The following is a 20,777-nucleotide window of genomic DNA, read 5'->3' as shown; positions in this document are numbered from 1 at the left end:
AAAAGGGAGAAAGTATCATGGATATGGGATTGAATAACAAAACAGCATTGATTACTGGATCAACGAAAGGAATCGGCAAAGCGATTGCCATCGAGTTGGCCAAAGAGGGCGTTAACGTGTTAATCAATGGACGGAATGTTGAAGAAGTAGAACGCGTCGTTAGCGATATCAAGGCTGCGTATCCGAATACGTCTCCTCAGAATGCTGCAGCTGATATCGTTAATGCCACTGAGCGGGAGGCTTTGTTTTCCAAGTTCCCGCAGGTTGATATTTTGGTCAATAACACCGGGATTTATGAGATCATATCTTATTATGACGTAGATGATGCGGTGTGGGAGAAATATATCCAAACCAACGTGCTTTCCGCAAACGCAGTCACCAAATTTTATTTGCCGTCCATGCTGAGCAATGGCTTTGGCCGCATCATTTTTATAGCGAGCGATGAAGCAGTGATGCCTGGACAGATGCCGCAATATGCCGTAACCAAGTCGATGCTTCTCTCCCTCTCGAAAAGTTTGTCCAAATTGACAGTGGACACGGAGGTAACAGTCAATACGATTATGCCTGGACCAACACTTTCAGAGCATGTGCAGCAGATCGTTGAGCGTGTTATTCAGGAGGAGAATATGACTTTTGAAGAGAAAGAAAAACAATTCATGGCCTCTCATCTTCCACAATCCGAGCTGCAGCGATTCATTAGACCCAGTGAAATCGGTAGGCTTGCGACATTTGTATGCAGCCCTTATGCAGCACCGTTCAAAGGTTCACCGATCCGTATGGACGGGGGAATGGTTCCGACGATTTACTAATTAAGCCGGGTTAGATATTTAAACAATAACGCAATAGATTAAAGTGAAGCCAATCGAAACTGGTCATAACCCCGTCAAGTAGACAGTACAAAAAAGACAAGATTTAAGCTGCGGCTGTTTCCCGGTATTCCACCGGGGAACGGTCGTTTAGTTTTTTCTGAAATCGGTTTTGGTTGTAAAACAATATGTATTCACTCACTTGCTGTTCAACCTCTGCTTTGTTAGCTGCCTTATTCAAATAAATCTTCTCCGTCTTCAAATGAGAGAAAAAAGATTCAATACAGGCATTATCTAAGCAATTTCCACGCCTGGAGTGACTGCCTAGCATGCCGAGCTGGTTTAGTTTACGGTTAAAGGGCTTCGACGTATATTGAAATCCTTGATCTGAGTGTAGGATTACGCCATTCAGATCCACGTGCTGACGGAGTCTGTCCAGCGTGTCATGAACCAAAGCGAGGTCATTTCGTTCAGAAAGATGCCACGCTACAATTTCGTTATTGTATAAATCTTGAATAACAGAGAGATACACAAAGTGTTCTCCAGCACGAATATAGGTAATGTCCGTAACCAGCTTCGTTCGTGGTGTATCCGCCTGAAACTGACGCTCCAGCCGATTCGGGTTTACCACAGAGGCTTGTTTTCCAAAGAATCGACGCTTTTTTCGAATGACAGAACAGATGCCTAATTGTTTCATTAATCGGTACACCTTTTTGTGGTTGACTCGAAGGCCTTCCCGTCGTAAAGCAACGGTCATTCGAAGATAGCCAAAGTAAGGATGCACGCGATGAATGGCAAGCAAATGGGATTCTAGTTCATGTTCTTTGTGTCTACGCTCTTTTGCGGCTGCTATGCTTTTTCTCCACTTGTAATAACCCGAGCGGGAAACCGCAGCTAACTTCAAGAGCCAAGCCAGACCATGGCGTGCTCTCAGGTCCTCAATGATTTGAAATCTGGCTGCTTTACTCGTCACTCCTTGTGTAGATTTGGATACCGCTTTTTTAAGTATTCAATCTCCGCCCGCAAATACGCCATCTCTTCTTCCATACTGGAAAACTTGGTTCTAGGGCGTCCACGTTTGGGTATAGCAGGTTCTAGACTCATTCCCTGTTTCGCTTTGGCTGCCCACACTTGTACCTGAGATTTATTTTGAATATCTAAACGTGTCGCTACTTCACGTATACTCATATGTTCTTCGTTGACCAGCCGGACGGCCTCCAATTTCAACTCCAAGGAGTACCGCCGGTATGTTTGTCCTTTTTTAGCCATGAAAAAACCCCCTTCGTTTACATGATTAAGTTCATCTTAACAGATGTCTTTTTTCTCATGTCTACTAAAAGGGGATAATACCAAACAGGGGTTGGCTTTTTTGATTTTCATAACGTAGATTCCTTACTGCTGCGGGCTGGACGATGTTTAGTCGAACGCTGAACGTTTTTTGATATTGAGCGAGCCTTCAAAAACTTTCATAAAAGTGCAAAATAGATCATGATTTCAATCAGAGGTTGGTCAGAATTCCAGCGAATGGGCTACTCAGGGTATCGGGGGTGTGGTACGATATGGGTAATTTAGCCAGTGGGAAAATAGTATTGGGGTAAAGGCAGCTCATCATTGTTGCTTTTAGAACGTTCAGAAGGATAAAGTTTTAAATTATGTCAGTGTATCAGCATTATTCCTTGATAACCATGGAATCATTGTCGCATCCAAGAAGGAGAAGATTTGTGAACCCTTTAGTGTGGTATGACCTTTCGTTGTTCGTGCTGTTGTTTGGTGTGGGCGTGTATGTGTTTGCTGCGGTTAGAATTACGAACTTACATAAAGTGTACTTTTTGTTTCATGGTTTAATGATGATGTGGCCGTTCTGTCAGTTTGCGATTACGCTTACAGATGATCCGGGGCTGCAGTTGTTCTATGTTTTGCTGTCCTTTGTTTCGGTCTCTCTGCTGGGGAGCGGGTGGCTGCTGCTGACACTCTTTATCACCGGTTATGCGGAACGGCTGAGTAATGCGCGTTTGATGCTTTTGTTTGTACCTGCTGTGATCGGAGCAATTGGGGTAGTGGCCAATTCATGGCATGATTTTGTGATGCCTCTGGAGGGTGGATATATCCATCGTGCTTATGGCCCTTGGTTCTGGGTTGTGATGTCCATTTTGGTGAGCTACTTCGTTTCCTCTCTGGTGATCATGTTCCGCGCCGTATTCTCGTCTAAGACACCCGCGATGATTCAAAAGCAGGTCAAAATTACCCTATGGGGTATTTTTGTGCTGGCTGCGTTTGCAGCCCTTGATGCGATTCTGAATGTGCTGCTGAGCCGCTGGCTGCCAATCATTCCGGGTCTGACCTCGCTCGGGATTTTCCTGTCCGATCTGTTCTTTGTGTATGTGATCAAAAGGTACAATGTGTTCAATCTGGTCTCCATTGCCCATGAGGACGTCATTAATACGATCCCCTATGGCATCTTGGTGCTGGATGAGAACGGAGTCATTGTGGAGGAGAATAAAGCCTCTCGTTTGTTTATAGAACAGCATGTGGGGGATGTCTGGGACATGGAGGCATTTCTTGCAGGGGGGACTGCTGAGGGGGATGCCCGGAGGTTTTTGAATAAGTATCGTTTGAAAAAAATGGAGCTTTGCCAGATCGAAGTGATTGTGGAGAGGGATCATCAGCTTTGTCACTACATTCTGCAGTCATCTCCAATCGTAGATTCGGCTCTTGCTCCGTTAGGGCATCTGCTGACGTTCCAAGATGTTACGCAGGAACGCTTCTATGCCAAGGCGATGAATCAGCAGTATAGAACGCTGCATGAGCGCACCGAGGCACTGGATCTGATTCGACAGGAGTTGTCCGAGGCCAACCGCAAGCTGGAAGAGCTGGTCCTGACGGACAGTCTGACGAATTGTTATAATCGCCGCTATCTGAAGCAGCATCTAAACCACGAAGTACTCACAAACCTGCAGTACAAAATGCCGTTCTCTCTTATGCTGCTCGATATTGATCATTTTAAAGCGGTCAACGATCATTATGGTCATGTCATTGGAGATGAAGTACTGGTGCGTACAGCAGAGGTGCTTCGGCAATCTGTACGCAGTACGGATATTCTAACCCGCTATGGCGGAGAGGAATTCATGATCTACCTGCCGCATACGGAGCATGACTTGGCCATTGAGATTGCGGAGCGTGTAAGAAGGGCAGTGGAGTCCAACCGTATAGAAGCAGACCATGAGATTGGGGACATAGCGATTACAATCAGCGTTGGAATTCTGTCGATTGATGATTTTGAGTATGATGACGACGAGGTGCCGGAAGATGGCGATCGATACCTAATCCAGCTCTTTAATGCGGTGGACAAGGCACTGTATCGGGCGAAGCAAAAGGGCCGAAACCGGGTGGAGTATGGGGTATTGGCGCGGGGAGCGGTGTGATATTTATGAAGACGATAAAGATTACAGTGGATGGGAAGGCCGCAGGAGGCGGTGGATTTTATTTTGAAGGCGATGTGTGTAGCGGACAGGCTGGGGATAAGAGGCATATTATCAAGTGTACAGCGGTATTGGAGTCGTTGCGAGAAATAGCGACGGAGGAGCAGATTGAGCGGTATCGGGTGTTTTTAGCGGGAATAAAGTAGGGACGTTATTGGGTTTACTGAAAATGGTAGGATGTGCTTGGATGTGGGTATATGCATATAGGACTATAGCACCGATGAGTGGTGTATCAGATGTCGGGTTATAGGTAAATTCAGGATGTTAACCGGATGGTTTTACATATTATACTTCTGCTAACATAGGATAATCCTATTTCAAATGAGCGGAGAAAGCGTATGAGTACAATCAAAGTGACCCCTGAACAATTACATCACGTATCCAATCAGGTGGATCGGGCGAGACAACAGTTGGAGCATATCCAGGATAATCTTTCAAGGCAGATCATGTTTCTTCAGGCTGTATGGCTGGGTGTGACGCAGGAACGTTTTTATGGTGATTTTGCACGGTCACGTCCTGTATTACAGAAAGCACTGGAGAGCATGTTGTATACTTCAAAAGAGTTAAAAGATATTGCTACGAGGTTTGAGCAGGCAGATGCCGAGAAGGGCAGTCTGGGTGGTGTTATTGGCGCTGTGGGTGCGGCAGCGATGACGAAGAGCTCGGGGAGTGATGCGGGTTCGGGGGATAAAGGCTACCGGATGGCACAAGTCGATGTTTATGGTAGGTTGATGTGGATGCCTGTAAACGAAAATGGTGTTCCCGATCAGGCATCTCTGCAAGCTTATGAGAAGGATCAGGGGCATTTGGATATCAACAAGATGCAAGCAGCAGGTCATGTGGAAGAGCTGGGGGAAGATATTAATGCGTTGCAGATTAAAGCTTTTGAAAATCGAATCCATCCCTTCACGGGCGAGCCTGTATCCGACAAGTATGCTCAGATGATGCTGACTTCTCTGAAGTTCAGCCAGATCGTTATGGCTTTCCAGATGGTTCGCGGAAGTATGCCGGGTCGCAAAGGGCTATTTCATTTGCCTGCTTCTGATCCGGCAGTCGCAAAGATGAAGGCTAATGTGGCGAATGCAGAGAAAGCTAGCGTAAACAACAAGATTCACGAAGTGGACCCAAGTAAAAAGTTTACCGGCTCCGGGATGAAGGATTATGATAAAGTGGCAGAGATGGAGTATGAGTCGATAAGACAAACAAAAATGCATGATATCAAGGACGTTGCGGCAAATACCGGATTAAGTGTAGATGAAATAAGAGCCATGAAGAAGCATTTATTCTTTGGCAAGCATCAGGTTCCTCAACCTGGTGGTAAAGAGTTTAAAATGGAACGGTTCATAGCAGACGACGAAATAGCATACGCATGGAAAACTGCTCAAAAGGGTGAACTGAGCGTTGAACAAAAATCTTGGTTCAAGCAATTGGCAGATCATGAGCTAGTTGAGCGGAAGTTGATGGCACAGGGACAAAAGTATCGGACTTTAGAATCATGGAATCCAATAACGGGAAGATATGATGGATTTCCACCTGGAGCCCATGAGAACGCTCCTAAACAACCTAGAGCTTCTTTTCCTGGATATGAAGAGTATTTCTTTAATAAATCTTTTAAGTAGGTGAAAGATAAATGGGATATTTATTAAATAAAGCTGTTGAACGTCTAAAGTCAATAAATGATGTGACAGAAGAAAAGTTACAAGAATCCCATCATGTCTTGATCGTAGAGTATTTCAGAAGAGTTAATATATTTCTGAACATGAGAGCTATTAACATAGATCGATATCCTATATTTAGTTTTGCCAAGACTATAGGAGAAACAATAAACAGTGAAGTATATGATTGCCTTCCAAAACTAAATATTTTTCAAAATGTATATATGAAGGCGGTCTGTTATAGTTTTTTAGAAATTTCCGAATTAGCAGATCGAGGTGTACAAGAAGCATATAAACATATTAATTTATTTGAACCTATTATTAAATTTATGGAGAGAGGTGGGAGCTTCACAATTCGGCAAGGTGAAATGATGGTGGGAGATTCGGCATATCCTCTTAATTATTGGAGAGATAAGGTTATTGAGGAACAAGATATCAGTGAAAGGACTCTACAAATACTTGATGAAAGGCCATTTTAAAAGTTCAAATAAATACAGATTTTGCTCAAACAAAAAACATACGAAATCTGCTTGGTCAACTAGCGCCGGGTTCCTACGGCATTCTTCACGTAAAAGAACGGATATGAACAAGAGGTGACCAGAGTGATTCTGAAACAGCAGTAACCAGGATTAATACGATTAATTGGGAAAGTGTGGGGACGCGCTCTTCTGAAATAGAAGCCGATTTAGCACGGGAGTATCTAAGAAGATTAACACTCTTCTTTAGAGACACCTCTAATAAACCTCTGCCTCCTTTCATAGCTAATGTTGCTAGTATACTTGGGGATGAACAAGAAATTGAAATCTCAAATTATTGCAACGTGGAAGCCATGGCAACACACGGTAGTAACGTGTATGTGTATAAAGTTTTTGAATACTACTTGCAGTTAGCGAAGCTAGCTGATCAGGATCATGGTTATGTTGATTACTTACTTATATATGAACCATTCATCAAAATCTTTGAAAGAGAAGGATTGGTTGTACTAAAACCAGGAGAATTAAACGTGGTAGGGTTTGCACATATTCCATTAAATCATTGGTACGATAAGTTTATAGATATGGAACCGTTCGACTTAAACAACTTGAAAGAATAAATGTCCTGAATAGGTCTTCTTAGTAACTAGCATTGTAGTTTTTGAGAAACAAGACGGATGCAAAGTATATATTGAATACGATTGAGTGGAACCGGAGTGTGCTCAAAATATGTTCACGATTTCATTTAAAGCCATAGATGATTTGGACGCACTGAAGCAAATGTCGGCAGAGCAGTTTGATCAAGCCAAACAAGATATAGATGGAATAATGGAATTGAATTTCAACGGAAGAACGTTTGGTTTGTTTCTGTTAATGGTGAATTTCACCTTTTGTGCCTAAGTTAGAGGATGAATGCTGAGCGTTTGCTCTCCTGAGAGCGGAAATGAACAATACGATAAACAATTTTGATCTACTCCCTAAAATTCAATAGCATCTTTTAGTCTTGATCAGGAAGAATAGGCATTTTATCTTCTACATGAAACCATTTTTCGATATGATCATTTAAAGCAGGGATATCCTTAATACCTAATTCGCAGATTTTATTGTATCTTTCACCCAATATACGCTTTAAGTCATAGTGTTCTTTAAATTCGTCTGTTGATCTTGCTAAGAATACTTCATATGGCTCTAAGCTGTAATTTTTATTACGGCTCTCAAAACTTAGGTACAATTTCCACTGAAGTTCCCCTTCTTGGAAAGAATCTACACATTTAGCCAATTGGTTATACACTTGCCCTGGACTATGAAATCGAAAATATAATCCAGGTGTACTGTGGTAAATGTTCTCTTTTGCAAACATATTAAATTTGACCCATTCGTAGGTACAAAGCTTAGATAATGTATAGCCTATGAGGTGGGTCAATTGAACGTCTTTTTTATCCATGCTATATATATTCATAACGTCACCTCTAATTTTCTAATGGTTTAATTGATAGTTGTATTTTCCCGTTATTATGTTGTTGAATGGATTTCAAATAACTTTCTTTAAGTACAGGCTTATCTCTATATCTGGGGTCATAAACATATTTGCCGTCTGAATATACTGTGTGATAATAGAAGTCTTGCTTCGTTCCATATTGTTCAATCTCAATGGTTCCTTTATCCGAAGATTTGAGAGTGATTATTTGACCTTTCCCTTTAGCCGCTGTTGCTAAATCCTCCGCTATTTCTGAACAATCATAGGATAGGTTTGCTCTGTACATCTTAGATTTATCCAGCATTGCTTTATTCACGTAAGGGTTCCCAAATTCAGGGGGAGAATCTTCCTTAAGGTCTGATTTTTCTTCAGTATCCTCATTCCTATTCTTGCTTCCTCCAGAATCGGTATGAGGTGAATGGTGCTGTTTACCATCAATTGACTTAATCCCGACCTTCCTGCCAAAAAGGCCAAGAAGCATGGAAGTTGTGATATTTGCAGCGTACTCTGCTCCGCCTTCTTGCTTCATTTTATCGAATTCGGCTGTAATATACTTCTCTGCCTGATTTCGGGTATCTCCGTTATCCCAGGCGTAGTTCCAAGTAAATGCAATACCGTTTCCGATGTCCGTAATTGTACCGATGGTATTATCATACAAGAAGTTACCCGCAGTATCTAATGGATGTTCAATAAAGTCTTTACCTAGCTGCAGGGCAGAATCACCAATGGATATGACGTTCTCTCCGGCTTGCTTAAAAAAAGCTTCCATGTGTTCTTCAACGCTCCGTTTAGAAGGGGACTCGTTAGGACCACAAACAAGATCATTAGCACGAGCTGCACCCGTATTAGCCTGATACTGTAGTAACGCGGAGATATTAACCATAGTGGAATCACTATCTAAAAAACGATCCCGGATCTCTTCCAAACGAAGAGATATTGTATGAAGCAGATCAAGAGTGGTATTTAGGTTTTTCTCTGCATAACGAGACAAATGGGCAAAGCGCTCGGCAGTCTCGCCCTCAAAACTGTCTAGGAGAGGAGTGAGTTGACTGTGCAGCCTAGCTAAAATTTGTTGCAAATGCCCATGTCCTAACTTAAATAGACCAATTGTATGTGTCATTTGATCCACAGGAATTTGTATCTTCGCCATTATTTCAATCCTTAATTTTTATCATAAAATATATTTTACTCCATGTTAGATGATGTGTTTGAGAGTCTTTGGTGCCATTTTTTTGAATCTTATTCCTAATTTTGTGTTTTATGAGTGGATCAAATGGACTTTTTTTCAGATAAAAGTGTTGTGTACTCTGAAAAAAAGCAAGTGACTTAGATCTGTTGCTCTAAAAATAGGACCGCAACACCGAAGGAGATTTTGAATGATTTTGATGAAGGGTACAAGTCAGGAGGTTAGCCGGATAGTTTAGTGTGATGACTTCTGCTAACATAGTATTATCATTTTCATTTCTGAGTTTATAAGAGTTGAAGCAAAGTTGTTGGATTTGGTGCGAATAAGGGAGAATCAAAAGCTTTTATAAAATGGCTGAGCTTCGTCAATTTAACCTAATAAAGTTATTTGTAATTCCTAAATATAAAAGAGTACCAGCGGATATCAAAATAACTGCTAGGAACAATCCACTAAAAACAATAATTTTGTCAACCTTATTCCATTTTTTAATCATTGTCATCCACCCCCTATTTTCAATTCTCAGGAACATCATAGAAATAATCATAATATATCTTGCTTTATTCTTACTTATATGATGAACGAGGCGGAACTATTAGCATGCGGCAGGGTGAGATTATAGCAGGGGGATATGTCTTCCCTTTGCAAATGTGGAGTATATGTCTAAACAGACTCCAACGGATATAAGTCATGAGGAGCTGAGAGCATGGATAGGTCACTACTCATTGATATTAACTATCCTTTACCTGCAGTTTTTTAGTTTCTATTATCTTCATCTTTTTATTGGTATCTCCGTCTTGATCATCCGTTATGGTGAATTCAGCGACTGCCGAAATATAATAAGTGCCTGATTTCTTAATCTTATACGTGTAATCTTCCGTGATATTTGTTCTTTCCTTCAAAATACGATTAAGTCCTCCATCGTTAACAGCCATTGAATTGATCTGCCTCCTGTTCTCATCCTCGATTACATAAGTAAATAACTGCACCCTACTGGAAATGGGGATTGAGGTCATGCTTTCATTTTTCAAACTTGCTTGAATTGAAAATGGTTCATTGACCTTTGCGGTTTGTGGTAGCAAAAGCATGACTTTAAATGGATCCGGCCTGGTGTTCATAGTAGAGGAGCCGTCTTCCACAATGGACGCGGAATCTGGATTCGGGTTTGGTAAGGAACAGCCTGCGAGGAGAAACAGGGCGAGAACTCCCACAAGATACTTTTTAAAACTCATAATTGATCCCCTCCTTTCCTATATAAACGGTATTTAAGATCTTTATGTTTCAATGTCCGAATACTATTATGCCAGCGAACTTCGTAGATATTTTGAACAGATTGATCCTATAGCGTTGCAAAATGCCGAAGGTTACTGTTCACATCTACTTGAAGACTACGAAACAGGTTTGCAGCGCTCCATATGAAACAAAAAACATACCCAATCCGCTCTCATTGGAGAGTCGGATTTTTTTGCGTCCAACCCACCAAAAATATCTTGTCAAAACGTAATCATTACGATAAGATAATACTCATTGTTTAGATGATAATGATTACGATTAACAACCATATGAATTAGAATGAGAGAGGGGCATGACCTTGTTTACGAAAAAGAAGCCTTTGCTGGTGCTAATCTCCTTGGCCCTGAGTGCTGCAGTGCTGCTCACCGCTTGTGGAGCATCCACATCTAGTCCGGCGGCGCAAGGCAATACCATTACCCAAGCGAATAAGAACGTTCACTTCTTATATAACTTCTCCACCAGCTCCCTTGATCCGCATGTGGATTCAAGTTATGTGCCGCTGCGTGCGGGCATCACGGAAACGCTGCTGCGTCTGGATGAGGACAATCTGACCGTTGCGCCGTGGCTTGCCGAGAGCTGGGAGAGTAAAGATGGTCGGCACTGGACGATTCATCTGCGCGACAATGTGACTTTCCAGAATGGTAAACCGATGACAGGGGAAGCGGTTAAAGCATCTCTGGAGCGGGCGCTGAAGGAGAACGTGGCCATCCAAAACACATTGAAGGTGGATACGATCAAAGCCGAAGGGAACAAACTGGAGATCACCACGACCGAGCCGTTCCCTGAGTTTGCATCCGAACTGGTTAATCCGAACACGGCGATTATTGACGTTAGTGAGCCGGATATTGTGAACAAACCTGTCGGTACAGGCCCGTTCAAGCTTACTTCATTCACGGCAGGCAGCAAGCTGGAGCTGAGCCGCTACGATACATACTGGGACGGGGCTTCGCCGCTGAACTCCGTGACATTTTCGTTCAATGAAGATGCCAACGCACGTTCACTTGCACTGAAGTCCGGTCAAGTAGACATTGTCTACCGCCCGGAAGTGGAAAGTCTGGATTCCCTCAAAGCCATTGATGGGTTGAAAGTCGAATCCACCTCCACGTTCCGCGTGCACCAGTTAACGATGAATATGCAGCGGGAGAGCATCAAGGATGTGAATGTCCGCCGAGCGCTGGATGCGCTAATTGACCGCAAGGGCATTGTCGATACGATCCTGCTTGGCTACGGCGAGCCTGCCATTGGCCCGTTCCTGCCATCGCTGCCCTTTGCGCCTAAATACACACATGCAGCAGCGGAGAGCGGCCCGGATGTGGCTGTAAAATATCTTGGCGAAGCTGGTTACACCCAGCAAAACGGTGTGATGACCAGAGACGGCAAACCCTTGAAGCTGACGCTGCTCACCTATTCGTCACGCGCCGATCTGCCGCTCATTGCACAAGTGTTCCAGTCCGATGCGAAAAAGATCGGGATCGATGTGCAGATTCGTCAGATTGATGCACCGGAAGAATACATGGCCTCCAACCGGGACTGGGACATCGCAACATACAGTAATCTAACCGCTCCACGAGGGGATGCGGGTTATTATCTGAATGCGACATACCATCCGAAGGGTGCGCTGAACTTTAGCGGATCGGAAGACCCGGCACTGACCAAGATCATCGACGAACTGAACCTTACCGTTGAACCGCAGAAACGCGCGGAGCTGGCAGAGAAAGCAGCGAATTATGTACATGATAACGTGCTGAACTCCTTTGTACTGCATCCAGCAACGATTGTGGCCTACAACGGCAAGAAGGTGAAGAACTGGGTTACCACGCGCAGTGAATATTACATGATCACAAACAAGCTGGATGTGATGTAATGTTTCGCATTTTGATTCGCAAGTTTCTGGAGGTATTTGTATTTCTGCTCTTCATTATGTTTGTGAGCTTTCTGTTCATCCGGCTTGCTCCCGGCGATCCAGTGCTGACCATCCTGAATGTTGAGGAATTATCGGTCAGCAAGGAGCAAGTCGAAGCGCTGCGGGAGGAGATGGGCTTTAATGACTCGCTTCCGGTACAGTTTGGTCGCTGGCTGCTTGATTTTGTACGGATGGACTTTGGTGTATCCTATTCAACAGGTCAGCCGGTGATGCAGACACTGATGCGCGCACTTCCGGCAACAGCCGAGCTGACAATCGGTTCACTGCTGATCATGTTAATCGTGGCCATCCCGCTGGGCTCCCTGTCCGCACTCTATCGGGGCAGCTGGATCGATCAGGGCAGCCGCATCATATCGATTCTGGGTGCCGCAGTGCCCAGCTTCTGGTTGGGACTCATCCTGATTGACTTGTTCGGCGTGCGATTCGGAAGTCTGCCAACGATGGGACGGGACGGATTCACCTCGCTTATGCTGCCATCACTGACGCTGGGACTTGCCATCTCCAGTGTTTATGTACGTCTTTTACGCTCCAGCCTTCTGGACTCTCTGAGTCAGGAATTTGTACGTTCTGCCCGGGCTAGAGGGATCTCGGAGGGGCGTATCTTCTTCCTGCATGCATTCAGACACAGTCTGCCTCCGGTGATCACCGTATTTGGGGTCAGTTTGGGGAGTCTGATTGGCGGCGTGGTGGTGATTGAAGTGCTGTTTGCTTATCCGGGGATCGGCAAGCTGGTAGTTGATGCCATCCGCCAGCGCGATTATCCGTTGATTCAAGGATACATCCTGATCATGGCCATCATCGTGTTCCTCGTGAATACCGCCGTCGATCTGTCGTACCGTTATTTAAATCCAGAGATGAAATTGAAGGAAAGGGAGGCCCACCGATGAAAACAATGCCCCTGCGCATGCCGTCAACCAAAACAAAAAAGCACAGCTGGCAGGCCATCATCGGCATGCTGTTTGCACTGCTCGTTATCGCGGTCTCCCTCTATGCCTTTTTATACCTTAAACATGATCACACCCTCACCGACCTGCGCGGCAGACTGCAGGGCATGAGTGTGCTTCACCCGCTCGGCACTGACCATCTGGGCCGTGATGTGCTGACACGTCTGCTTCTGGGGGGCGGCCAGACACTCGGTTACAGCCTGCTGGCACTCGGCTCAGCACTGCTTATAGGTATTCCGTTTGGTCTAATAGCAGGGTACAAACGCGGCTGGATCGACAAGCTGTTCATGCGTATTGCAGATGCGTTTCTGGCTTTCCCGGATACCATCGTGGCGATTGTACTGAGCGGTCTACTTGGTGCAGGCATCGGCAATCTGGTACTGGCGATTGTCATTGTGAAATGGGTGAGTTACGCACGTCTCGTTCGAAGCACCGTCCTATCCGAGTCGCAAAAGGATTACATCCGTGTGGCCCGGACGAACGGTCTGTCCGATGCACGAATCATGACCAAACATCTGCTGCCGCATATTGCAGGTCATGTGCTGGTGCTGGCGAGTCTGGATCTCGGCAAAATCATCCTGCTGATCTCATCCTTATCCTACATCGGACTCGGCGCACAGCCACCAACACCCGAATGGGGAGCGATGCTGAACGACTCGCGTCCCTATTTCCAATCCAGACCTGAGCTGATGGTCTTTCCGGGACTCGCTATTGTCTCCGTTGTGCTGCTGGCGAATATGCTGGGCGACTACCTGAGAGACCGGTTTGATGTGAAAAAGGAGGTGCAGTCATGATTCTCTCCATCCAGGAGCTGAGCATCTTCAGCCGGGAGCGGACGATTGTGGATCAGGTATCCCTTGCTGTCCGCGAAGGGGAATTCATGGCGCTCGTGGGACAGAGCGGCAGTGGTAAAAGCCTGCTCTCACAGGCCATTGGACAGCTGCTGCCGCCCAACCTGCGCGCATCTGGACGTGTCCTGTTTGAAGGCAGCAGCCTGCTCGAACGGAAACCGAAGGAGATGCGAACACTGCGCGGACGCAATATCTCGTATATTTTTCAGGACTATCAGGGAGCATTTACACCTTTTCGCAGCATTGGCGGACACTTTGACGAATATCAGAAGGTGCATGGAGAGAAGTCTGCCGCGATCCGTAAAAAGCGTGCCGCAGAAGCGCTGGAGTCTGTTGGACTTCACCCCGAGCTTCTTCGCCGCTATCCGTTTCAGCTGAGCGGGGGTCAGCTGCAGCGTGCATCCATTGCAGCGTCGCTCATGCTCTCGCCGCGCCTGCTCATTGCCGATGAAGCAACGACCGCGCTGGATAGCATGTCCGCGCATCGCGTACTGGAACTGCTCGCACGCAAGCAAGCCGAGACGGGCTGTGCAATCCTGTTCATTACGCATGATTGGCGGCATGTGCGCCGATATGCGAACCGCTTGTCTGTCATGAAAGAAGGGCAGATCGTCGAATCTGGCGGCAAGCATCGCATTTTGGATCATCCCCAGCATGAATATACACGCCAATTGATTGAAGCGGCGCCTGTATTGAAAAGCAAGTTAAAGTCTGGATTGAAGGAGGGGGGTGCAGAGTGAGAAGCCAAGCCAGCCAAGTCGTGTTACGTGTGGAACAGCTCACCCGCACCTATGCTGGTGCGGAACATCCCGCCATCAACGATATCTCGTTCACCCTTAATCGCGGCGAGTGCCTGGGTCTTGTCGGAGAGAGCGGCTGTGGCAAAAGCACACTGGCCCGGTGTCTGCTTCGCATCGAGGATGCGGATCAAGGCTCGATCCAGCTTGGCGGGCATGACATCGCGCGGCTGGATGGACGTCGTTTGCGTCCGCATCGGAGCAAAATTCAGATTGTTTTCCAGAATCCTTCGGCTGCACTGAATCCAAAGCTCACCATTGGAGCTTCCTTAATCGACCCCTATGAGCAGCTAGGGCGGGATGCCAAGCTAGAGCACTTTACCTATACATCAAAGGAAGCCTACATCCGTCAGCTGCTGGAGGCGGTAGAACTTCCGAATGAGCTGGCGAACCGCTACCCCCATGAGCTGAGCGGCGGGCAGCGGCAGCGCGTGACCATTGCCCGAGCCATCGGCATTGAGCCCGATGTCGTTGTTCTGGATGAACCAACGGCCAGTCTGGACGTCATCTCACAGGGAGCGATTCTGCAATTGCTCACCGATCTGCGCACGTCGCTTGGCCTGTCCTACCTGTTTATCTCGCATAATTTGGCGGCGGTGCACCGGATGAGCCAACACATCATCGTTATGCAAACCGGACAGATTGTGGATCGGTTTGGTGCGGATGCGTTGTTCGCCGAGGAACGCCACCCGTATACGAAGGAACTGATTTCAATATTCTGAGGGCACGGCGCGTATGAGCATATGAACTACTTCTTTCTACAATAAGAGCCGTTATGCGAGGGTTATCATGCATGCGGCTCTTTATGCACCCTTTTTCACAGCGATACATAGTCTTTAAAACAGGGCCTTTTACCAGGCGAATGCAGAGTTCCTTCTTTGCTTTGAACAAATAAATCTTTCAGGCCTATAACCGGGCTAACGAACCGCGGCAAACTAGCGTATACTGAGGAAATAGCAAATATCTTGAAATTGCATATTTAAATTGCTCTATATTATTGATACACTAGTTCAAGGTTATATTCATTCAGACAAGGCGTGAACCCTCGAAGAGTGGGCTTGCAGCCAATGCCAAATCGATAACGCTTACATCCTTTTGGCAAATATAGGATATAAGGACGGTAAACATGAGCCAGGGACAAACGAGTACAGATGTAATCTTGATCGGTGCCGGAATTATGAGTGCAACTTTGGGAACTTTGCTGAAAGAATTGGCACCAGACTGGAATATTAAGGTTTTTGAGAAGCTTGCCACCGCAGGAGAAGAAAGCTCGAACGAGTGGAACAATGCCGGAACCGGGCATGCTGCGCTGTGCGAACTTAACTATACTGTTGAACGACCAGACAAAACCGTAGATATTAGCAAAGCCATTAAGGTGAACGAGCAGTTCCAGGTTTCCAAGCAATTTTGGTCCTATCTGGTGAATAGTCGTCTGATCCGTAATCCGAGGGACTTCATTATGCCGATTCCTCACCTCAGTTACGTACATGGCGAGAGCAATGTGCAGTTTCTGAAAAGACGGTATGACACATTGTCGAACCATCCGCTGTTCGCAGGCATGGATTTCTCGGACAACCGCGAAGAGCTGGCGAAGTGGATGCCGCTGATGATGAAAGACCGTACAAGCAGCGAGCCGGTTGCGGCGACCAAGATTGACTCCGGTACGGACGTTAACTTTGGTGCTTTAACGCGTATGCTATTGAAACATCTGCAGGAACAAAAGGTGGAAGTCCACTATAAACATAGCGTGAAGAACATCAAACGTAAGAGTGATAAGTCATGGGAATTGACCGTGAAAAATCTGACGAGTGGAGCTGTTGAACGCCATCGGGCGAAGTTTGTCTTCATCGGTGCGGGCGGCGGAAGCCTGCACCTGCTCCAGAAGTCCGGCATTCCGGAAGGCAAACATATCGGAGGCTTTCCGGTAAGCGGCATCTTCATGGTGTGCCAAAATCCAGAAGTCGTGGAACAGCATCACGCCAAGGTATATGGTAAAGCTTCGGTAGGTGCTCCGCCGATGTCGGTACCGCATCTGGATACACGTTATATCGATAACAAGAAGTCACTGCTGTTTGGACCATTCGCTGGCTTCTCGCCGAAATTCCTCAAGACCGGGTCAAACGCTGACCTTATTGCATCGGTGAAGCTGCACAACCTCTTAACGATGCTTGCGGCAGGTGTGAAGGAAATTTCACTGACCAAGTATCTTATTCAGCAGCTCATGTTGACGAAGGAACAGCGTATGAAGGAACTGCGCGATTTCGTGCCAAGCGCGAAAAGCGAAGATTGGGATATGGTACTGGCAGGTCAGCGGGTACAGGTGATCAAAGACACGGTTCAGGGCGGCAAAGGTACGCTGCAGTTCGGAACGGAAGTCGTGACTGCGGCGGATGGCTCGATTGCCGCACTGTTAGGCGCATCGCCGGGTGCTTCGACAGCAGTTCAAGTTATGCTGGAGATTCTGGAGCGCTGCTTCCCGCAGCATATGAAGGAATGGGAGCCGAAGATCAAAGAGATGATCCCGTCCTACGGCATATCACTTGCAGACAATCTGGATCTGCTTCGAGAGGTGAACCTGTCTACGGCGAAATCGCTGGGATTATCAGATGAGAAGCAGGCACTGCATGTGTAACTCATGAATCATATAAGCAAGCATCAATTATTCATATATGCAGGCGCAAAGGAGAAAGCTGAGCTGGGATTAACCCCTGGCTCAGCTTTTTCAGGTTGGTTGTACTTCCATCGATACTCAATTAATTCAAATCTGGATAATCCGGAATAAAAAAGGAAACCTTCGTTCCTTGACCAGGAGAACTTACAATTGTTAAACCCTGCCCATAGAGCTGATTCAGGCGCCGATGTGTGTTAGTTAAACCGATGCCTCCAGGCTCTAACGGATATGGCTTGGGCCATGCTAAAGCTCGTTCAATCTGCTCCGGGTGCATCCCTGAGCCGTTATCTTCAATCTCGATCAGCGTGCCGCCGGTTTGGGCGAGAATGCGAATCCATACCGTCCCGCCCTCCACTTGGCTGAGAACACCATGACGAACGGCATTTTCAATCAGCGGCTGGATTGTGAGCGGAGGCAGCATAATATCGATCTCATGCGGAATGTCCCAGACTACGTTTAATCGCTCTTCAAATCGTTCCTTCTCGATGTAGAGATAGGCTTTGGAGAGGTCGATCTCATGACTAATTTCCACCATTTTCTCCGAATTCACAAAATGAAAGCTGGTTTGCAAATACTCGATAAACGCATCTCCTAACCGCTGCATCCGGTCCGTATCAATCTCACTCAGCATCATAATGGAATTAAGCGTATTAAACAGGAAGTGAGGCTGGATCTGGGCCTGCAAATAAGCCGCTTCCATGCGCAGCCTCTCATCGATCGACTGCTTCAGCACAATCAGTGAACCAATGCGGTGTCTCAGCTCCACAGCATCTACAGGCTTTGTCACATAATCTGTAGCACCGGCCATGAATCCGGCATAAATATCAGCAGGTTCGTTCCTGGCCGTTAACAGCAGAATGGGAAGCTCGGACACCGAGTAGCGTTTACGAACCGTTTCTGTCAGTTCATAGCCGGACATATGAGGCATCATCACATCAGCAATTAATAGATCCCATGACTGCGTATTTAACCATTCAAGTGCTTCTAAGGCTGAAGCTGCGGGTTGAATATCATAAGGTTCATTGGACAGCATGGAGATCAGCACGCGTAAGTTCACGGGATCATCATCGACAGCCAGAATACGGGCAGTCGTCTTCTCATGAAGAATGGGCTGCTGCTCTTCGCTTACACTTGCGGCAGTCTCTTCAAAATGATGAATATCCCATCGCGGCAGCGTTTGGTCGGATAAGGCTGCTGTATCTTCCCGTGGAAGTGAGATCTGGAAAGTAGATCCTTGTCCAGGCTCCGATTGCACGGTGAGTTCACCGCCATGAAGCTCGGTGAGCTGCTTGCTGATACTTAGTCCCAGCCCAATGCCTCCACTCAAACGCGCCTGATCTGTGCCCTGTTCGTAAGCATCAAATATACGGGCTTGTAATTCTTCGCTGATGCCTGTGCCTGTATCCGAAACCTGCATGATCACGCTGTTTTCGCAGGCTCGAGCAGATACCGTAATAGTACCCTCATCCGTGAATTTGAGTGCGTTATGCAGCAGGTTGTACAGAATCTGAACAAGCCGTCTCTCATCAGCTTGAACAAGCGGCAGTCCTTCCGGGATATCTATATTCATCTGAACTTTCTTTCCCTCTGCCATAAATCGGAACATGCCGATCACACCGGATACAACCGATGCAAGAGATAACGGCTTTTTCTGAAGAGTAATGCGTTTTTCCTTCAGACGGATGACGTCCAGGAGATCATCAATCAACTGCGACATGCGCCTTCCGATGGTCATCAGCAGCTTCATGTCTTCGCCATGCTGTCCCCCGGACTTACGCTGTTCGCGCACCGCAATGCTTTCGGCAATGTTGATCATTCCATGCAGTGGAGTTCGCAGTTCATGAGCAGTGTTTACAAGGAATTGGTCCTTCTGCTGATCCTCCTCTTTAAGCTGCTCATACAGCATTTCAATCTCGTTGGAGTTGCGAAAATACTTCCTGAACCAGTAGGCAGCGAAGCCAAATATGGCTGCGATCACATCAATCGGATAGTATACATTGGTGATTTCGCTGTGTGAATTCACGAATCCCCAGAGCACACTGGATAAGCTGCTCATTGCGGCGAAGAGCAAAAAGCTTGCGTCACTTTGCTTAGCTGCGGCCATTTTGAAGAATAGAAGTACAGACCAGCCGATAGCGAAAAAGTAGAGGAAATCAGGAATCTGGGTGTGAAGCGCATAATACACAAGTGTTACGGGTGCAATGAGCAAAAATCCAAGGTATCCTGTGATTATGCTTGCGTAAATAACAAAGAGTCTGCGTCCCTGAATGGGATTCGCAAAGCTTCTGGCCAGCATCAGAAGAAAGAGTGCAAATGATGCATATGAGATTGCCTTAGCTTTGACGATCCAGGTGAAGTTAAGCGGCAGCCAGTTTAATAACAGACCATCGTGGTCAGATACAACCGTGAGGGCTGTTGCCAGGGTCAAAAAAGAGAAGGTGAGCAGCGCTCGCTGCTTTCGGATGAACAGAAACATAACAAAAGCATACAGGCTGTGCAGCAGCAGTATGGCAAACGTTATTTTCTGCAAATCAATGGATATCCCCCGCTCCTTTCCTATAGCTTCAGCAGAACCAATGTACAGAGAACGTGTGATTCCTCCGCTGAATGGGTCATCGAAGTTAGCTATCTGCACATGTAGAATCAGTTCACTCGACTCACCTGGTGCATAAGAAGTTACAAATGCAGTCCTTTCTGGTTGATAGTCTGCTGCTTGGCTGGCGGGCTCTCCGAACTTGGCCACAACCGTTCCGTTAATGTCAATGATGGAGGAAGTCTGCATTTTCTGGGCCCAGAGGGCAGCTTCCTTCACCGACGGATCAAGCAGTATACGAAGATGGTAGGTTCCATAGCCGAATGAAGACGCGGCTTGTGGTAGCGCATTACGCCAGTCACCCGGTACTTTAATCCATGTGGAAGGCGTATCTGAACGGGTGTCCTCTTTGGAAGAGATCAATGCATGAGGAGTGAATCCCCATTCTCCATCCAGGGAGATCGGTGAAGCCTTGGCAAGGTCCCAGCCGCGAAGGTCCAACACGCCTCGAACAGGCTCAGGATGATCGGGTATAGCAAAAGCGGCAGACCATATCCAGCGAAATCCCAGCAAAATAGTTAAAAATAGAAGTGACAGCACTACATATTTAGGTATTTTCATATTAGTTAATGGTTTCATGGCAGATTCTAGTTTTCGACACGCTGCACTGAACTCCTGCATACCCGGCGGC

Annotated in this window: 17 protein-coding genes and 1 pseudogene; 13 read left to right on the top strand and 5 right to left on the bottom strand. The window is 46.3% G+C overall.

Annotated elements, in window-relative coordinates:
- Positions 1-17 precede the first annotated feature (17 nt).
- Positions 18-809 carry an SDR family NAD(P)-dependent oxidoreductase gene (locus MKY97_RS28500; RefSeq protein WP_342553496.1) on the top strand — a complete coding sequence of 264 codons (792 nt, stop codon included), beginning with the start codon at positions 18-20 and terminating at the stop codon, positions 807-809.
- A 103-nt stretch (positions 810-912) separates the two neighbouring features.
- Here MKY97_RS28500 and MKY97_RS28495 read toward each other — a convergent pair.
- Positions 913-2,075: pseudogene (locus MKY97_RS28495) on the bottom strand (IS3 family transposase).
- A gap of 452 nt (positions 2,076-2,527) precedes the next feature.
- Between MKY97_RS28495 and MKY97_RS28490 the strand changes: the two are divergent.
- From MKY97_RS28490 to MKY97_RS28465, 6 genes are all read left to right on the top strand, one after another.
- Complete coding sequence (locus MKY97_RS28490) at positions 2,528-4,228, top strand: diguanylate cyclase (RefSeq protein WP_342553495.1); 1,701 nt, start codon at positions 2,528-2,530, stop codon at positions 4,226-4,228.
- A gap of 5 nt (positions 4,229-4,233) precedes the next feature.
- On the top strand, positions 4,234-4,431 hold the full coding sequence (locus MKY97_RS28485; RefSeq protein WP_342553494.1) for a hypothetical protein: 198 nt from the start codon (positions 4,234-4,236) through the stop codon (positions 4,429-4,431).
- Positions 4,432-4,623: 192 nt separating this feature from the next.
- Positions 4,624-5,904, top strand: coding sequence for a WXG100 family type VII secretion target (locus tag MKY97_RS28480; protein ID WP_342553493.1), 1,281 nt, complete (start codon positions 4,624-4,626; stop codon positions 5,902-5,904).
- An 11-nt stretch (positions 5,905-5,915) separates the two neighbouring features.
- Complete coding sequence (locus MKY97_RS28475) at positions 5,916-6,419, top strand: hypothetical protein (RefSeq protein ID WP_342553492.1); 504 nt, start codon at positions 5,916-5,918, stop codon at positions 6,417-6,419.
- A gap of 173 nt (positions 6,420-6,592) precedes the next feature.
- The gene (locus MKY97_RS28470) at positions 6,593-7,033 is read left to right on the top strand and encodes a hypothetical protein (protein WP_342553491.1); all 441 of its coding nucleotides are present in this window, start codon (positions 6,593-6,595) and stop codon (positions 7,031-7,033) included.
- A 109-nt stretch (positions 7,034-7,142) separates the two neighbouring features.
- Positions 7,143-7,313, top strand: coding sequence for a hypothetical protein (locus MKY97_RS28465; protein WP_342553490.1), 171 nt, complete (start codon positions 7,143-7,145; stop codon positions 7,311-7,313).
- Between the two features lie 97 nt (positions 7,314-7,410).
- Here the strand turns inward: MKY97_RS28465 and MKY97_RS28460 are convergent, their stop codons facing one another.
- From MKY97_RS28460 to MKY97_RS28450, 3 genes are all read right to left on the bottom strand, one after another.
- The gene (locus tag MKY97_RS28460; RefSeq protein WP_342553489.1) at positions 7,411-7,872 is read right to left on the bottom strand and encodes a hypothetical protein; all 462 of its coding nucleotides are present in this window, start codon (positions 7,870-7,872) and stop codon (positions 7,411-7,413) included.
- Positions 7,873-7,882: 10 nt separating this feature from the next.
- The gene (locus tag MKY97_RS28455; RefSeq protein ID WP_342553488.1) at positions 7,883-9,040 is read right to left on the bottom strand and encodes a WXG100 family type VII secretion target; all 1,158 of its coding nucleotides are present in this window, start codon (positions 9,038-9,040) and stop codon (positions 7,883-7,885) included.
- A gap of 764 nt (positions 9,041-9,804) precedes the next feature.
- Positions 9,805-10,305 carry a hypothetical protein gene (locus MKY97_RS28450; protein WP_342553487.1) on the bottom strand — a complete coding sequence of 167 codons (501 nt, stop codon included), beginning with the start codon at positions 10,303-10,305 and terminating at the stop codon, positions 9,805-9,807.
- A gap of 353 nt (positions 10,306-10,658) precedes the next feature.
- On the opposite strand from MKY97_RS28450, the gene nikA reads away from it, so the two are divergent.
- The 6 genes from nikA (at position 10,659) to MKY97_RS28420 (ending at position 17,514) form a co-directional block, all read left to right on the top strand.
- The gene (gene nikA / locus MKY97_RS28445) at positions 10,659-12,230 is read left to right on the top strand and encodes a nickel ABC transporter substrate-binding protein (protein WP_342553486.1); all 1,572 of its coding nucleotides are present in this window, start codon (positions 10,659-10,661) and stop codon (positions 12,228-12,230) included.
- Complete coding sequence (nikB, locus tag MKY97_RS28440; protein ID WP_342553485.1) at positions 12,230-13,177, top strand: nickel ABC transporter permease; 948 nt, start codon at positions 12,230-12,232, stop codon at positions 13,175-13,177. The genes nikA and nikB overlap by 1 nt, the downstream gene beginning before the upstream one ends.
- Positions 13,174-14,028 (top strand): nickel transporter permease, encoded by an 855-nt coding sequence (gene nikC, locus MKY97_RS28435; RefSeq protein ID WP_342553484.1) that lies wholly within the window; start codon positions 13,174-13,176, stop codon positions 14,026-14,028. The genes nikB and nikC overlap by 4 nt, the downstream gene beginning before the upstream one ends.
- The gene (locus tag MKY97_RS28430; protein WP_342553483.1) at positions 14,025-14,825 is read left to right on the top strand and encodes an ABC transporter ATP-binding protein; all 801 of its coding nucleotides are present in this window, start codon (positions 14,025-14,027) and stop codon (positions 14,823-14,825) included. Before nikC ends, MKY97_RS28430 begins: the two co-directional genes overlap by 4 nt.
- Positions 14,822-15,604: a dipeptide/oligopeptide/nickel ABC transporter ATP-binding protein gene (locus MKY97_RS28425; RefSeq protein ID WP_342553482.1), complete on the top strand. Its 783-nt coding sequence runs from the start codon at positions 14,822-14,824 to the stop codon at positions 15,602-15,604. Before MKY97_RS28430 ends, MKY97_RS28425 begins: the two co-directional genes overlap by 4 nt.
- A 404-nt stretch (positions 15,605-16,008) precedes the next feature.
- A complete protein-coding gene (locus MKY97_RS28420) occupies positions 16,009-17,514 on the top strand; it encodes a malate:quinone oxidoreductase (protein WP_342553481.1) in 1,506 nt (501 codons plus the stop codon).
- A gap of 121 nt (positions 17,515-17,635) precedes the next feature.
- Here the strand turns inward: MKY97_RS28420 and MKY97_RS28415 are convergent, their stop codons facing one another.
- Positions 17,636-20,707, bottom strand: coding sequence for an ATP-binding protein (locus MKY97_RS28415; protein WP_342553480.1), 3,072 nt, complete (start codon positions 20,705-20,707; stop codon positions 17,636-17,638).
- Positions 20,708-20,777: the final 70 nt, after the last annotated feature.

It is taken from the genome of Paenibacillus sp. FSL R7-0652 (assembly GCF_038595045.1).
Taxonomy (GTDB): Bacteria; Bacillota; Bacilli; order Paenibacillales; family Paenibacillaceae; genus Paenibacillus.
This window is presented reverse-complemented; position numbering and strand designations above follow the sequence as displayed.

What these genes read in the sequence shown, in the direction of transcription:
- MKY97_RS28450 (WP_342553487.1), bottom strand. Translation starts at nt 10,305, where the DNA reads ATGAGTTTTAAAAAGTATCTTGTGGGAGTTCTCGCCCTGTTTCTCCTC.
- nikA (WP_342553486.1), top strand. Translation starts at nt 10,659, where the DNA reads ATGACCTTGTTTACGAAAAAGAAGCCTTTGCTGGTGCTAATCTCCTTG.
- MKY97_RS28430 (WP_342553483.1), top strand. Translation starts at nt 14,025, where the DNA reads ATGATTCTCTCCATCCAGGAGCTGAGCATCTTCAGCCGGGAGCGGACG.
- MKY97_RS28420 (WP_342553481.1), top strand. Translation starts at nt 16,009, where the DNA reads ATGAGCCAGGGACAAACGAGTACAGATGTAATCTTGATCGGTGCCGGA.
- MKY97_RS28475 (WP_342553492.1), top strand. Translation starts at nt 5,916, where the DNA reads ATGGGATATTTATTAAATAAAGCTGTTGAACGTCTAAAGTCAATAAAT.
- MKY97_RS28460 (WP_342553489.1), bottom strand. Translation starts at nt 7,872, where the DNA reads ATGAATATATATAGCATGGATAAAAAAGACGTTCAATTGACCCACCTC.
- MKY97_RS28415 (WP_342553480.1), bottom strand. Translation starts at nt 20,707, where the DNA reads ATGAAAATACCTAAATATGTAGTGCTGTCACTTCTATTTTTAACTATT.
- MKY97_RS28480 (WP_342553493.1), top strand. Translation starts at nt 4,624, where the DNA reads ATGAGTACAATCAAAGTGACCCCTGAACAATTACATCACGTATCCAAT.
- nikC (WP_342553484.1), top strand. Translation starts at nt 13,174, where the DNA reads ATGAAAACAATGCCCCTGCGCATGCCGTCAACCAAAACAAAAAAGCAC.
- MKY97_RS28500 (WP_342553496.1), top strand. Translation starts at nt 18, where the DNA reads ATGGATATGGGATTGAATAACAAAACAGCATTGATTACTGGATCAACG.
- MKY97_RS28455 (WP_342553488.1), bottom strand. Translation starts at nt 9,040, where the DNA reads ATGGCGAAGATACAAATTCCTGTGGATCAAATGACACATACAATTGGT.
- MKY97_RS28465 (WP_342553490.1), top strand. Translation starts at nt 7,143, where the DNA reads ATGTTCACGATTTCATTTAAAGCCATAGATGATTTGGACGCACTGAAG.
- MKY97_RS28485 (WP_342553494.1), top strand. Translation starts at nt 4,234, where the DNA reads ATGAAGACGATAAAGATTACAGTGGATGGGAAGGCCGCAGGAGGCGGT.
- nikB (WP_342553485.1), top strand. Translation starts at nt 12,230, where the DNA reads ATGTTTCGCATTTTGATTCGCAAGTTTCTGGAGGTATTTGTATTTCTG.